Origin of the sequence: Candidatus Venteria ishoeyi, from assembly GCF_030378065.1 — a bacterium.
In the GTDB taxonomy this organism is placed as follows: domain Bacteria; phylum Pseudomonadota; class Gammaproteobacteria; order Beggiatoales; family Beggiatoaceae; genus Venteria; species Venteria ishoeyi.
This window is the reverse complement of the sequence record NZ_JAUCGJ010000046.1, coordinates 21,774-37,542: the sequence shown is the minus strand read 5'-3', so window position 1 is coordinate 37,542 and position 15,769 is coordinate 21,774. Positions and strand designations below refer to the sequence as shown.

Below are 15,769 nucleotides of genomic sequence, written 5' to 3'. Positions count from 1 at the left end.
TATGCGCAAAATTACCTATGGTACTCAAACGGAGGTAGGAACTCGCGTGTTTGCGGTGTTGGCATCGGTGATTGATACCTGCCGTAAGCGAGATGTTTCTCCTTGGCGTTATCTGGAAAAGGTTATTAGAGAGCGGCGGGCAGGGAGAAGCGCTCCGGCTTTGCCTGCCGCTCAGGTGGAGGGGGTCTGAATAGTTACCATTAAAGATATTCATACCTTTCGTTTTCCAGAAGACCTGGAAGATATTTTTTCGATATTAAAAGGCATATTGCAGTAGGGTGCATAAGCGCAGCGCCATGCACCGCATTGGGTGCCAAAATGGCGGATGACGCTACGCTTATCCGCCCTACCATGCCGATGCAGTAAAAGAACTAACTATGATAGAAAGCTTAACACTGTTGGAACAACATCCCCTCTGGCTGACAGGTATCGCCGGTTTATTAGGTCTGGTTGTCGGCAGTTTTCTCAATGTCGTCATTTACCGTCTGCCGCTGATAATGGAACGTGAATGGCAGGAACAATGCGCTGAATACCTGGAATGTCCCGATAAAAAGCCAGAAGGCAACGCAATTACACTCTCCCGACCCGGCTCTCACTGCCCACATTGTGGACATGAAATTCGCCCCTGGGAAAACATCCCCGTGCTGAGTTTTCTCATCCAGATGGGGCGCTGTTCCCAGTGCCGGGAAAAAATCTCCTGGCGCTATCCTGCCATAGAATCACTCAGTGCTGTTTTATCATTAGCACTGGCCTGGCAACTGGGTTTTGGCTGGCCTTTACTATTTGGCTTATTCTTTCTGTGGGCCTTGCTGGCACTGACATTCATTGATTTAGATAAGCAACTATTACCCGATCAAATCACCCTGCCGCTGTTATGGTTGGGCATTATCCTCAGCTTTTTTAATATTTACACCCCGCTGGCAATGAGCGTGATTGGCGCAATCGCCGGTTATCTGGTGTTGTGGAGTGTTTATTGGGGTTTTAAGCTGCTCACCGGTAAGGAAGGCATGGGGTATGGCGACTTTAAGCTCCTCGCTGCGCTGGGTGCCTGGTTTGGCTGGCAGGCTTTGCCGCTGCTGATATTGCTGGCCTCAATTTCTGGCGCAGTGTTTGGCCTGGCCTTTATCCTGTTTTTCCAGCATGACAGACGCCAACCGATTCCTTTCGGGCCTTATCTGGCATTTGCTGGCTGGGTGATGTTGATGTGGGGACAGAGCTTGATGTTTTATTATCAGCAATGGTTGAGATTCTGACTGGGGTGATGAAAATTTATCAAAATAAATGAATATGGGGCAGTCTTTTATTCCATAGCACATTGACCGCAACTTTACCTGACAGATTGATGACCACAGCTCACCATGTCATGTTTTTGTATATAGATTTCCATTTCATCAGCGGGTATTGGTTTGCTATAAAAATAACCCTGGATAGCTCTGCAACCATTTTTTACTAAAAACGTTTTTTGCATATCGGTTTCAACCCCTTCTGCAATTACCTTTAAGTTCAAATTTTTAGACAGCGCAATAATTGATTTTGTAATAGCAATATCATCTTCATCATCAGGTAAATGTCTTACAAAGGATTGATCAATTTTTAACTTGTCTATTGGAAGTTTTTTCAAATAAGATAATGAAGAATAGCCCGTTCCAAAATCATCAACTGAAAGTTCTATACCCATATTGCTTATCTTATCGAGTATAGTGATAGCTTTCTCTGGATTGAGCATAATTTGACCTTCGGTAACTTCCAGCCCAATCCATTCCGGCTTGCATCCTGTTTCTGTTAACATCGTGGAGAGCATAGTGATAAAATCTTTGTGCTGGAGTTGTTTTATTGCCAGATTAAGCGCCAGTACACCTGGATTTAGACCCTGAGCATACCAGTTAACTATTTGTTTCATGGCAGTTCGCATCGTCCATTGATCAAGAGGAATAATCAACCCGGTTTCTTCAGCCAGAGGAATAAATTTGTCCGGTGAAACCATGCCCATGATTTTATGTTGCCACCTTATCAGGGCTTCCATACCTAAAAGTAAGCCATTTTCACCGTCAACCTGTGGCTGGTAGTAGACTGTAAACTCCTCATTATCCAGTGCCTGATGCAGACTGGTTTCCAATACAATACGCTCCAGGGCTTTATTGGTCATTTCTTGAGTATAAAACCGGTAAGTATTACGCCCCTCATCTTTAGCCTTATACATGGCAGCATCTGCATTTTTAAGTAAAATATTTGGCTCTTTGCCGTCATCGGGGTAGAGGCTGATCCCTATGCTCAAGGTTAAATAAAGCAAATTTCCATTTATTCTAATGGGTTTATTCATAGCTTCAATCATATGCTGGATGATATCAACCACTTCATTACTACTATGCAAGCTATCTAGGATGAGCGTAAATTCATCTCCACCCAGATGTGATACAGTATCTGTTTTACGTATACTCTGCTGTAGTCTGGCGCTTACAATTTTAAGTACAGAGTCACCGAACTGATAACCAAATGAATCATTAATTTCCTTAAATCTATCCAAATCAATAAAAATAACGGCAACAGTTTTGCCTGTTCGTTGTGCAGACTTAACAGACTGAGAAAGACGATCCAAAAAAAATTCACGGTTAGGAAGACCGGTAAGATCATCATAATGTGATTTATAATCAAGAATATCTTTTTGTTCTTTCAAATGACTGTATAGCAATGAATTTTCAATTGAAATAGTGATTTGTGAGGCAAGCAGACTTAATACTTCTAATCGTTCCGGGGTAAAGGCACCCTCAATTAAATTGTTTTCTAAATATAAAATACCCGTAAGTTTACTTTGACTATTCAGTGCTAAGACCAGTATAGATTTAGATTTATATTTAATAACATACGCATCTTGCATAAAATTACCTTGTTGAGCAGCATTGGCTAAAACCACGCTTTCCCGGGTACGGATAACGTAATAAAGCAGGCTTTCAGGAACTTTTCCACTGTCTTTAACTGCAAGAGATTGTAAAACAGTAACCTCATTGCTATCAATATACTTTTCAGCCTCAATAAACCAGCTATTTTTTTTGGGTAATAATAATAAGCCTTTTTCAGCGCCTGCATTTTCAATAACAATATTCATCATATTAGCCAGCAGCTTTCTTAAAATAATTTCTTCTGATAGCATTTGAGAGGCTTTTATCAGGCTGGAAAAATCTAACTGGGCTGAGTTGCCTCTTTGAATCTCAGTTGAACTCATAACTGTTTTTATCATACTGTTATTGGAGCTTAAACTGGTTTTAGTAATGAGTAGTTTAGGATACTCTTTTTCTAACTTAAGTACCTTGGCTGCTGCACCCCAAATACTGTAGAGATAATGTGCCTTTTTCAGATGCAGTTGTGCAAAATCTGGTTTATTTTTAGTTAACCAAAATTTTGCAACCAACTCATTAGCTAATGCCTCATATTGAATCATAGCGCCTTCTCTGGCTGCTTGAATAGCCTTGTCATACAATATAACAGCTTCCATTTCATCACCAGTAATACGAGATTTTTCTGCTTCAACTAACAAATATTGGTGCAAAAAATTCTCAGGACAGTTTTTAGACCAAAATTTAAACTGTTGCTGAAAACTATTGATTTTTTCTAAAGCTGATTTTTTATCAAGCGTAGATAGAGAAGGATAAATAGCGGTTAAACTTAATAAGTAATAATGGATATAGATAGGAGCTGGAAATAAACCGGTAAAAGCAGTCGTTGCAAGTGCTATATGCTTTTCTAATTGTTTGAAAGCGACATCAAACTCATCAAGGTGATAAAGCACTTGACACTTCCAGAAAATATACCAGAATTTATAAACAATATTATCTAAATACTTATCTTGAATTATTTTTTTATTAAAAAAAGTTTCTATATTAGTTGTTTTCTCACTTGTAGTTAGTGTATCTATAAAGCGTAGGGCAATATTAAGTAAGCCAGTTACAAATTTATTTTTTAGCTTTTCAACCTGAATTATTGCCTTATTTATTTCTTGCTTAACATCAGATAGATTTTCACCTGAACTTAATCTTGAATAATTGAGCATGGTTAATGAAAATGGAGCATATACTACATTTCCAGACTCAATTGAGAGCTGGTAAGTCAGTTTATATACATCAACATTGGTTTTGAGTGGATTTACCCAATGGTTAAACAGACCTCCATGCCAATAATTAATTTGTGCTTCAATTGATTTATTATTAAATCGACTGATTAATTCCTTAGCTCTCTTATCAAATAAAAAACCTTGTTCATAGTTTTCATATTTACTAATATGTAGCATGGCATAATAGATAACACCTTGAGCCGACTCATCCGTATTACCGAAACGGATGGTTAATTCCAGCATATTCAACACCAGGAATTCATGTATTTTTTTATTTCCAATATCATAGGCCATAGTGCTGGCACCATCCAGGATTTGCATGATTAGCTTAATTTTCACATTTTCCATTAAGGGTAAATCAGCCCAGTCAGTTGCCTTAACTGTTTGCAGCAGAATTTTTAGTTTATTTATTTTTAAAGTTAATTGGTTTTCTAATTCTTTCTCTTTAACAGGTATCTCAACACCAAGTAGTTTTAATGCAGTAATATCAGCTTCCAGTGCCGTAGGAAAATCACCTTCATTATGAAGTTTAAGTGCATTGAGGATATGAACTTTCACTGTATCGGTGGCCGTGCTTGATTTATCCAGCAAGCTTGCAATCATTAAGTTGGTTTTTTCTGTATTTCCAAGTAAATAGTAGCATTCAGCAATGGTCATATTAAGATCAAATGAAAATCTATAATCCTTTTCCCATGCCTGTAATGGCAATAGTTCTGTTGCAGCTAACAAATAATGTAAAGCTGGTTCATAAGCAACAGATAATTTTGCTTTTTTTCCAGCCTTAAAGTTTAATTCAGCCAGATTTTGTTTTTCCTTAGTGTTATCAATTAATTGTTGACCTTTATTGAGTTGATTGACAATATCAAAAATATATTCTTCTACTTCAGTTTGTGAGATATTAGCCAGGAGTAAACGACCTATCTTTAAGTGTACAAGCTGTTTTTGATTCTTATCAATCAATATGTAGGCGGCTTGCTGTACCCTGTCATGCAAGAACTTAAATTGTGTTTTTTTAGTGCCATCAAAAAATCTGTAGTTCTCATCTAAAGGCTGAATCAATCCTTCTATAATGGCTGGACGTAATGTAGATAAGGTTTTGGTTTGATTTTTCTCAGAAATAATGGCTAACATTGATAAATCAAACTGATTGCCAATGCATGCTGCCAGTTGTAATAGTGTCGATACCTTATCTGCAAGCTTTTTAATTTTATTTGCCATCAGATCAACGACATTAGCTGTTATGTTTTGTGAAGCTATCTGTTCAACATTCCACTGCCATTGATGTTGTTTATAATCAAAATATAATAGTTTTTCTGTATACAATGTATATAGAAATTGATGGGTAAAAAAAGCATTACCTTGTGTTTTTTGATAGATTAAATTAGTAAGTTCATGACTTTGCATTAAGTCACACTTGAGGCTGTCTTGTAATAAGTTATTAATATCAGTTTTTTTTAAATTATCCAACTTAATATAATTAATAATAATATTATCTTGTTGAAGTTCATTCAGGTTTATTATTAATGGGTGATTTGCATTAACTTCATTATCACGATAAGCGCCAATAATAAGTAGATACTGAAGCTCATTGTCAAGCATAATGCTTTTAAGTAATCCCAGTGAGGCGGAATCAACCCATTGCAAGTCATCAATAAATAAAATAAAAGGCTGTTGCTTATGGCACAGGCTTTTAATGAAATTAAGAAAAATCAGTTTAAAATGATTTTTTGCCTCAGCAGGGGAAACCTTGGCAACTGCCGGTTGTGGGCCAATAATTAGTTCTAAATCTGGAATAACATCAATAATAACTTGCCCATTATTACCCAATGCCTCCAATATTTTGACCTTTAAATCCAGCAGAATTTGGGTGTTTTCCATTAATAAATAACGGCAAAACTCATTAAATGCCTGGGTGATAGCAGAATAAGGAATATTTTTCTGAAATTGATCAAATTTACCCGCAGCAAAGTATCCCCGCTTTTCTGTCATGGGTTTATGAATTTCATGTACTAAAGCAGTTTTACCCACCCCGGAATAGCCTGTAACAAGTATTATTTCCGTTGTTCCCAGGCAGGCACGTTCAAATGTATCTAATAATATTTTTGCTTCCTTATCACGTCCATAAAGTTTTTGTGGTATTTGTAACTTAACCGAAAAATCATGACTGGCGAGAGAAAACGGTTCTATATGGGAATAATTATTTAACTGAAACTGGCAGTTTTCCAAATCAGACTTAACCCCAAAAGCCGATTGGTATCTATCTTCTGCATTTTTTTCCAGTAGTTTTGTTATGATTTCAGAAATAATCTGGGGAATATCAGAATTGATATTAGAGACAGGGGGAATTTTTTTGGCTATATGGCAATGCAGCAATCCCATAGAGTCCGTAGTTAAAAAAGGAAGTTTACCCGTAACGAGTTCATAAAAAGTAATTCCCAGAGAATACAAATCAGAACGATAGTCCAGGCTGCGATTAATACGCCCACTTTGTTCTGGAGAGCAATAGGCTAAGGTGGCTTCTAATTTATCTGGATTTTTAAGATTTGGAATTTCTCTTAACAGGTAACTTGAAATCCCAAAATCAATAATTTTTAATTCCCCTGTTTTAGGATTCAGTACAATATTACTGGGATTAATATCTTTATGGATAATATTAGCGGCATGAAGATGACCTAAGCTGTCAGCTATTTTTATAGCAACAGATAAAAAATCCTTTATTGACACGGGATGGTTTCCGGCTAACCGTTTTAAGGATAGACCACCGATATCCTCTAATGCAATAAATAATGTATTTTTATATTTTTCAATAGCATAGGCTTTTATCGCGCCCTCTACATTAAGGTTGTGAATAACCTTATATTCCTGTTTATAGCGGCTTAGTGCAGCAGGGTCCGGGTAATCCTGCTTGAGTATTTTAAGGATGACAGGATACTTGTCTTGTTTTCTAATAGCACGGTAAACAAGCGAGTTAATACCCTCATAGAGTTGCTCTATAATTTGGTATTTTGATAGGTTCAACATCCTTAAGTGTCTTCTGTTAAAGTTGTCTTAATGGGGTATAAAAAATATCTATCTCACGAGTTTAGGGTCACAGCAATACATTGATTTCGTCCCTTGTTCTTGGCTTCATACAGACGTTCATCCGCCTGTTTAATCATCCCGTCAAGATTTTCAGTAGTCACATTGGGCACAAATACAATGCCCAGGGAAACCGTAACGACAGGGCTGACAGTATTTTCGCGATGTTCAATGTTACACTGCTCGATAGTTGCACGTATACGCTCACCAATATTTTTTGCTTCTGTCAAAGATGCTGCGCGAGATAAAATACAAAACTCCTCTCCTCCAAACCGAAAATAAAAATCCTCGGCTCTTTGCAATGAACGTTTCAATGCTCCTGCAACCTGCTGCAAGGCTAAATCTCCTTCATGGTGTCCATAGGTATCGTTGAATCGTTTGAAAAAATCAACATCCAAAAGACCGAAGGCTATGCCTTTACCGTTACGGCGCGCACGTTGCAGTTCACTGTCGAACACCATATTCAGATATCGCCTGTTGGGGATAGAGGTAAGAGGATCGGTCAGTGACATTCGTTCCAGCTCCCGATCTGTGTCCCGTTGGAGTCGATAAAAGGACAGTGAGAAATAGCCTATGACCATCATAGTGATACCTGACACCACGAGCGTGAATATTATCAGTTGCAAATACTTCGTGAGCCGTTGATTCAGACGGGTTTCCAGCCTCTCTATGGTGAGATGAAAAGTTTCTGCCAGCAGCATAATGACATCAGAGCCATGCTGAAAAAAGTGATCGGCTGACAGGCTATATGTGGCTTCCGTCAGTGAACGACATGTTTGTAAAAATGACACTCCAATTGAATTCAATGTACTCTGGTCATTTATTAAAAAAGATTCTGTTTCAGGGGCCGCCTTGCGGATAATTGCCGTTGTTCGCTCAAATTTTTGTAACTGGTTATGGACGATTGATATTTTTTCTTGCAGGAGTTCCTTCTCCTTTTCCTCACCGTTCCCCTGTGCGATCATACCACCACCGAGGCCGCGTATGATGGCAAACGCCTCACAAAGATCCGGTATCTGTTTGACCGCTATCTCCATCAGGTAATATGTCTCAAGCTCTGAATCAAGAATCAAATGAGAACGATCAGCTACCATGAGGATGATACTGTTGAAGTGTTCAATCATAGCAGTGTATCTCTCGAATATTTCACTATCACTCACTGTGCCAGTGCTCGTATTATAAAGACGTCGTACCTTCTGAAGAATCGTCACCACGTCTTTTTCGATAGCAAACTCACGGCTCAGTGTCTGCCATTGAGGCGTGTTGAAATGACGCTCAAATTCAGCCATGATCTCATGCCGCTGTCTATCAAAATTTGATGTTTCATTCGACGAAATAATACGTGAAATTCCCCGGATTCTTTGGAGATCAAGCCGCGCATCAAAGAGAGAATGTACTATGTGAGTCCCGTGAATTTCCTTCTGGGTAAGGAGGTACTGCTTGTGTAAATTTAGTATGCCAACCGAGATGGAAACGCAGAGAAGGATCACTGGCACCAACGTGGCGATAAGGAAGCGCAAGAGAAGGGATTTTTGTGATATTATCGTGTGAGCTTGAACAGTACTCTCCATATAGACATTCCCCAATTCATTTTCCCTCTGGGAGCACCGACTTCCAGTCGGCACGGGCGGCTGAAAGCCACCCGCCCCAGGGCTGGCAGAATGCCAGCGTTCCCAAAGGAAGTGAACGGATACAAATGGTTAGGTTCCGATATTTTTTGTATGACCAGTATATTGGCAATATTTTGTTGTGCCTTTATCTGAATGTACACTAATTGAATGAATTCTTCATGTCAATATTTGATAATATTAAGCATTTTATCCGCAGTGCCCGCCCAAGCAAATAAAAGGGAAAGCCATATAATGCCCACGCTAAGTCGTAAGGAAATCCGCAACCGCGCCCACGCCTTTGTCAAAGAATGGCACGGTGAAACCCGCGAACACGCAGAAGCCAAATCCTTTTGGGAGGCTTTTTTTAATATTTTCGGTGTCACCCGGCGGCGGGTTGCCAGTTTTGAAGAACCCGTCAAAAAAGCCGGTGGCGGACAGGGTTTTATCGATTTGTTGTGGAAAGGCAAGCTGCTGATTGAACATAAGTCCACCGGTAAAGACCTGGATAAAGCTTATAATCAGGCGCTGGGTTATTTCCCTGGACTAAAAGATGAAGAACTGCCGCGTTATGTACTGGTGTCCGATTTTGCCCATTTTGCCTTGCATGATCTTGATGACCGCAGCAATTACACTTTTGCCCTGGAGCAGTTGCCGGATCAGGTTCACTTGTTTGACTTCGTTGCCGGTTATGAAGATGACGACCGCTTAAAGCAGGCAGAAATTGAACTTAATGTTCAGGCGGGTGAAAAGCTTGGAAGCTTGCACGATGCCCTGCGTGACAGCGGTTATCAGGGGCATGAGCTGGAGATTTTTCTGGTGCGTATCCTGTTTTGTCTGTTTGCGGAAGATACCGGTATTTTCAGCCGTCATCAGTTTGTCAGTTATTTGTTGCAGCGTACCAGCGAGGATGGCGCGGATACGGACATGCACCTGGGGAAACTGTTTCAGGTATTTGACACCCCGGAATCACAGCGCAATAAACACCTTTCAGAAGAACTCAATGCCTTTCCTTATGTCAATGGTCACTTATTCAGGGAACGGCTTGATTTGCCTTCTTTCAGTGCTGCAATGCGTGACTTGCTGATTGATTGCGCCTGGTTTGACTGGGGCAGCATTTCCCCGGCAATTTTTGGTTCTTTGTTTCAGGGGGTGATGGATAAAAAAGAACGCCGCGCTCTGGGTGCGCATTACACCTCGGAAACCAATATCCTGCGCCTTATCGGCCCGCTGTTTCTGGATGCGCTGCAAGCGGATTTCAAACGCATCAAAAATCTGCGACGCGGCAAGCAGAAGCAGTTAATTGATTTTCAGCAGCGATTGTCTAAATTGTGTTTTTTTGATCCTGCCTGTGGCTGTGGTAATTTTTTGATTGTCACCTACCGTGAAATCCGCCGTCTGGAATTGCAGGTGCTGCGCGAACAGCACGGCGACAGCGTGGAATCTCACCTGGATTTAGGGATAGAGCCACTCATCAGTCTGGTGCATTTTCATGGCATTGAAATTGATGAATGGCCCGCTCGGATTGCTGAGGTTGCCATGTGGCTGACCCAGCATCAGATGAACCGGGAATTTGCCCGTCAGTTTGGGCGTGAACCGGATTTACTGCCGCTGAAAACTGCTGCGCATATTGTGCAGGGCAATGCTTTGGCGCTGGATTGGGAGTCTGTGGTATCGGCGAAGCGGGTAGATTATGTGTTGGGGAATCCGCCGTTTGTGGGGAAAAAAGAACAATCAGCCAATCAGAAAAAAGATATGACTGACATTTTCTCCGGTATTAAGAAAATAGGTGTTCTTGATTATGTTACTGCCTGGTATGTAAAAACTGCTCGGTTTATTCAGAACACCAAAATGAAAGCTGCATTTGTATCTACTAACTCTATTACACAGGGAGAACAAGTTGCTCCTCTATGGAAAGTATTGCTGAACATGCAGATTCAGATAGACTTTGCTCACCGAACCTTCGCTTGGCAGTCTGAGGCACGTAGTAAAGCAGCAGTACATGTTGTGATTATAGGTTTTAGTGTTACAGCAGAACAAAGTCATAAACGACTATTTGATTATTCTGACATCAAAGGCGATCCAGAAGAAACTACAGCAGAAAATATTAACCCATATTTGGTAGATGCACCAAACACTATAGTTGAATCAATAACATCACCCTTATGTCATGTAGATAGAATGATTAAGGGCAGTGAGGCAACAGATAGTGGACATTTAATATTAACTGATGCTGAAAAATCTGAGTTATTAAGAAGTTATCCTGATGCTGAGTCATTGATTCGTCCTTTTATTAGCGGTGGTGACTTTATCAAGGGCAATCAGCGCTGGTGTTTATGGTTAGATGGCGTATCCCCCGAAAGTATAAAGAAAATCCCACCTATCATAGAAAGAATTAAAGACGTTAAGGAATTCAGGTTAAAAAGTAGCAAGGCACGTACTGTTGAGTGGGCAAATTATCCGACTTTATTTTCTGAAAACAGACAACCAGATACCTCATATCTTGTCGTACCAAAGGTTTCTTCCGAACGCCGAGAGTACATACCCATTGGTTATATGTCTGCTGATGTGATAGTGAACAATACGATTTCAATGGTACCAAATGCCAGTTTTTATAGTTTTGGAATTTTATCTTCCAAACTGCATATGATATGGATGCGTACAACAGCAGGACGTTTGGAAAGCCGTTACCAATATTCCATCAAACTGGTCTACAACAACTACCCCTGGCCCGATTCAGAAACCTGCGCTGGCAACTGGAAGAAGGCAAAACAAACCGTGGAAAGCGCCGCCGAAACTGTATTAAAAGTCCGCGCTAAATATCAGGGTGGCGCAGATGATGAAAGTCTGCTCGATAGCGTAGACCGCTATATCAGCCTCGCTGGACGTTTTGTCAGCGGTGAAGGCAACACCCTGGCTGACCTCTACGACCCACTAACCATGCCCGCCGACCTGCGCAAAGCCCATCAAAAACTCGATGCCGCAGTGGAGCGTTGTTATCGCAAGGAGAAATTCAAAACCGATGCCGAGCGCCTGAGTTTTTTATTCGCCCGTTATCAGGTTTTGAGTAAGACAGAGCGGCACATTTAGCAGCCGTTAGACTTGGGACAGGTATACAAAAAGAAATTGTTCAGGCGTATAAGGTGCTTAATCGTAAAAAGCGTGAGAGTATGCGTAATCAGTGATTTTGGGCGGACAATAATTAAAGGGTTCTTCGCCATTCATGACCAAACCCCAGTCCGCTAAGGAGTGAGGATGAAATAAATGCAGAAACTGGGCGCAGGATTTTTATTTTCCATGCACAAGGTTAAAACCTTCGCCTTTCAGGCGAACAGATTTATCTCTAATGTTTAACGGTAAAACTTAAAATATGGGTTTTAGCGCTAACACCCCAAAGGGGTATTTTAATATAGCCTGGGGCAACGCCCCACTGCCATTAACTTAAGAAAGTATTCAAGCCCCAAAGGGGCAAAACATACTAGCCCAGGGCAACGCCCTGGGTTTGTAATGTGATGATACCAGAGCCCTGAAAGGGCTCTAATTCAACAAAATAACCTGCCTGGGGCGCTGCCCCAGGCTAGTATGTTTATCCCTTTCAGGGATATACTTGCTCACCCAATGAGAATAAAGCAATAATTTTTAACCAAAAGTCTAAACTTAGGAGTGAGGATGAAATAAATGCAGAAACTGGGCGCAGGATTTTTATTCATTTTCAAGGCGTGAAAACAGGCGCATAGCAAGCTATGTAACTGTTTTCACAACGCAGAAAATGGAGGAAAAGACCAGCCAAGTTGCTGAAGTTATAAAATTCTCACTCCTTAATACTGGCACAAAAGTTTAAAGGAGGTCAAGCCTTGGCTTGGGTGTGCTTTTTAGACTCCCAATCCGAGGATTGGGCTCTTTAAGTTAATGGTAGTGGGGCGTTGCCCTTGGCTATATTAATGCGCCCCGTTGGGGCTAAACAACAGGGCTTGTCCGCCCTGTATCTCGGCTTTCAGCCGCCAAATGCTCTAACCCACCCGTCTTTTAGCGGGTGGTTGTTTAGTGCTTATTGGCTTTTTCATTACTGTCTGGTGTGGGTGCGGCGACTGCTGTTTCAGTGACTGCTGGCGTGACAGGTGCTTGTGGTGTTGTCACTTGATTTGATTGGGAAGCCATTATTTTAACCATAATCAAACTTTTGTTTTTTTCTATGGTTTTTGGGCCAATGCCATTGACTTGTTCCAGGCCGTTAATGGATTTAAACGGGCCATTTTTGCTGCGGTAATCCACAATGGCCTGTGCCTTTTTCTCACCAATGCCAGCCAGGGTTGATAATAAGGTGACATTGGCTGCGTTAATGTCAATTTTTTGAGAATCTGCAAAAGCAGGTGAAAAGTAAAAAGCAGTGATAAATAATGTTACTAAAAGATGTTTGAAATATTTCACTATAGTCTCCTTAAGAGATTGTATTTAATAGAAAAAAACAGCATCACGCTGCGGTTTCAATTATAGGACTAAAAACCTTTTTATTGCAAGTATTCAGTGAATAATCTATACCTTTTAAGCCTAAGCTTTTAATGATAAGATAGATAAATTTTGCATGACGTAATGTCGATTATTTATATAAAGAGGTAATGCTATGGGTAAACCCACTGGCTTTATGGAAATTGCACGCCAGGATCGTAGTTATACACTGGTCGCTGATCGTATTCAGCATTATCATGAGTTTGCGATTCCACTGGAAGAGTCTGAAGTCCGTAAGCAAGGCGCGCGCTGCATGGATTGTGGGATCCCGTATTGTCATCAGGGCTGCCCGGTTAATAATATTATTCCTGATTGGAATGATCTGGTATCTCAGGATAAATGGCAGGAAGCCATTAATGTATTACATTCCACCAATAACTTCCCTGAGTTCACCGGTCGCATTTGTCCGGCACCGTGTGAAGCGGCCTGTACGCTGAACTTGACTGAACAACCTGTCACCATTAAAACCATCGAATATAGCACCATTGAACATGCCTGGAAGGAAGGTTGGGTTACACCACAAATTCCACTGCATCGCACCGGGAAAACGGTTGCAGTTGTAGGTTCCGGCCCTGCTGGCATGGCTTGCGCTCAGCAACTGGCGCGTGCAGGGCATGAAGTAACGGTTTATGAAAAACAGGATCGTATTGGCGGTTTGCTGCGTTATGGCATACCGGACTTTAAGCTGGATAAATCCACTATTGACCGGCGCATTGCGCAAATGCAGGCTGAAGGGGTGCGTTTTCGTCCCAACTGCTGTGTTGGCAGCGATGAACTACCGGTGCAAAATTTATTGGATCAATATGATGCCTTAGTGCTGACCGGTGGTTCTGAAGACCCGCGTGATTTGCCCGTACCCGGTCGTGAATTAGCCGGTGTGCATTTTGCGATGGATTTCCTGCGGCAGCAGAATAAACGGGTGGCAGGTGATGAAATCCCTGAAGTAGAGTCACTGTTGGCAAACGATAAAAATATTATCGTGATTGGTGGTGGTGATACTGGTTCAGATTGTATTGGTACTTCCAAGCGCCAGGGCGCGGCAGCCATTACGCAATTGGAAATTATGCCTAAACCCCCCGAGTCCGAAGACAAAGGGCTGACCTGGCCTGATTGGCCGCTCAAAATGCGCACCTCGACTTCCCAGGAAGAAGGTTGTGAGCGCGACTGGAGCGTTGCGACCCAGTCTTTTTGCGGTGAAAATGGTCAGATTAAGGAAATTAATCTGGTGCGCGTGGAATGGACTAAAGCCGCTGACGGGCGTATGCAAATGCAGGAAATTCCTGGCAGCGAATTTACCCTGAAGGCCGATTTGGTATTGCTGGCAATGGGTTTTGTTAACCCGGTTAAAGCCGGTATGCTGGAAGCATTAAATGTAGACCTGGATGGCCGGAACAATGTGAAAGCCAGCACTGACGGCGTGGGTTGTTATGCCACTTCGGTGGATAAGGTGTTTACGGCAGGCGATATGCGCCGGGGACAGTCTCTGGTGGTATGGGCCATTCGCGAGGGTCGTCAGGCTGCGCGGGCCGTAGATGAGTATTTGATGGGGCATTCTGAATTACCGCTATAAAATTTGCTACGCCTATGCCAGTGTGGTTTTAAGGGATACCCTTGAACAATTGTTAAACCCTATCCACTTTGAAACATTATCTTAATGTCATACCTGTGCAGGCAGGTATCTAGGAGGCTGTCCGAGAACAGAGGCTGTAGCGAGGGAAAGCTGGTTTGAGGCAGATTTTTTCATTATTTGAGGCGAATATTGGGTATATTTAACGAAAATAAGGGAGAAATCTGACCAAATCCAGCTTTTCCGCAGTAGGTCTTGTGTTCTTGGACAGGCTCCTAGCCATTATTCACAAGGGCTGTATTCCCGTCTGCATGGGAATGACAAAAGCTACGGTTTTCAGTTCAGACTGGGTTTATCCCTTAAAACCACAACGGGTCAGAGACATTAGCTTATTTAATGGATTAAATTTGCAAACTGCCTCCTGGTAAAGAGTCATAATTATGATTTATAGCAAAATTTTATACGAATTTGAAAATCACAAGAACCTTAGCGGTAAAGCATGGGAACATGCTGTGGCAATTGATCTATTAAATAACAGTAATATTGAAGATTGCTCAATCCATTGCTTCCATTACCAACAAATGTTTGAATGTTTATTCAAATCTATTTTAGAAACCAAAAGTGAGTTTGGTTCTTATTCTAAATCGCATCAATTAAATAAATTATTGGAAGAAGTCATTGCGTTGACTAATTTTAAAGTCAATAAATCTAAATACCGCAGTGATTTATTAGTAATCACCGTATGCGCTGAAGAATATCGATATAATTTTGATATAGATTGCAACGGATACCGGGAAAGTGTTTTGATTTGCGATGAATTATTACAAATACTGATTGATTTCAATGTAAACGGTAAAATTTAAATCTAAAAAAATACTGCCCCAAGTAGTGTTTTTTAGGGGGGGC

The 15,769-nt window shown here is 41.1% G+C and carries 7 protein-coding genes and 1 pseudogene; 5 read left to right on the top strand and 3 right to left on the bottom strand.

Annotated features, from left to right (window positions below; genetic code table 11):
• Together QUF61_RS14280 and QUF61_RS14275 are read left to right on the top strand one after the other, a co-directional pair.
• Positions 1 to 190: pseudogene (locus tag QUF61_RS14280) on the top strand (IS66 family transposase); the annotation flags it as partial.
• 187 nt (positions 191 to 377) lie between these two features.
• Complete coding sequence (locus QUF61_RS14275; protein ID WP_103921113.1) at positions 378 to 1,253, top strand: prepilin peptidase; 876 nt, start codon at positions 378 to 380, stop codon at positions 1,251 to 1,253.
• 74 nt (positions 1,254 to 1,327) lie between these two features.
• Here the strand turns inward: QUF61_RS14275 and QUF61_RS14270 are convergent, their stop codons facing one another.
• Positions 1,328 to 7,126 (bottom strand): EAL domain-containing protein, encoded by a 5,799-nt coding sequence (locus QUF61_RS14270; RefSeq protein ID WP_289682302.1) that lies wholly within the window; start codon positions 7,124 to 7,126, stop codon positions 1,328 to 1,330.
• Between the two features lie 53 nt (positions 7,127 to 7,179).
• Complete coding sequence (locus tag QUF61_RS14265) at positions 7,180 to 8,472, bottom strand: GGDEF domain-containing protein (RefSeq protein ID WP_289682301.1); 1,293 nt, start codon at positions 8,470 to 8,472, stop codon at positions 7,180 to 7,182.
• Between the two features lie 573 nt (positions 8,473 to 9,045).
• Between QUF61_RS14265 and QUF61_RS14260 the strand changes: the two genes are divergently transcribed.
• Positions 9,046 to 11,880 (top strand): DNA methyltransferase, encoded by a 2,835-nt coding sequence (locus QUF61_RS14260; RefSeq protein ID WP_289682300.1) that lies wholly within the window; start codon positions 9,046 to 9,048, stop codon positions 11,878 to 11,880.
• Positions 11,881 to 12,831: 951 nt separating this feature from the next.
• Here the strand turns inward: QUF61_RS14260 and QUF61_RS14255 are convergent.
• Complete coding sequence (locus QUF61_RS14255) at positions 12,832 to 13,218, bottom strand: ComEA family DNA-binding protein (protein WP_289682299.1); 387 nt, start codon at positions 13,216 to 13,218, stop codon at positions 12,832 to 12,834.
• Between the two features lie 193 nt (positions 13,219 to 13,411).
• Between QUF61_RS14255 and QUF61_RS14250 the strand changes: the two genes are divergently transcribed.
• A complete protein-coding gene (locus QUF61_RS14250; RefSeq protein ID WP_289682298.1) occupies positions 13,412 to 14,866 on the top strand; it encodes a glutamate synthase subunit beta in 1,455 nt (484 codons plus the stop codon).
• Positions 14,867 to 15,303: 437 nt separating this feature from the next.
• Positions 15,304 to 15,726 carry a HEPN domain-containing protein gene (locus QUF61_RS14245; RefSeq protein ID WP_103919777.1) on the top strand — a complete coding sequence of 141 codons (423 nt, stop codon included), beginning with the start codon at positions 15,304 to 15,306 and terminating at the stop codon, positions 15,724 to 15,726.
• Positions 15,727 to 15,769 lie beyond the last annotated feature (43 nt).

Coding starts and splice junctions, on each gene's coding strand:
- QUF61_RS14275 (WP_103921113.1), top strand. CDS start 378: ATGATAGAAAGCTTAACACTGTTGGAACAACATCCCCTCTGGCTGACA.
- QUF61_RS14270 (WP_289682302.1), bottom strand. CDS start 7,126: ATGTTGAACCTATCAAAATACCAAATTATAGAGCAACTCTATGAGGGT.
- QUF61_RS14265 (WP_289682301.1), bottom strand. CDS start 8,472: ATGGCTGAATTTGAGCGTCATTTCAACACGCCTCAATGGCAGACACTG.
- QUF61_RS14260 (WP_289682300.1), top strand. CDS start 9,046: ATGCCCACGCTAAGTCGTAAGGAAATCCGCAACCGCGCCCACGCCTTT.
- QUF61_RS14250 (WP_289682298.1), top strand. CDS start 13,412: ATGGGTAAACCCACTGGCTTTATGGAAATTGCACGCCAGGATCGTAGT.
- QUF61_RS14245 (WP_103919777.1), top strand. CDS start 15,304: ATGATTTATAGCAAAATTTTATACGAATTTGAAAATCACAAGAACCTT.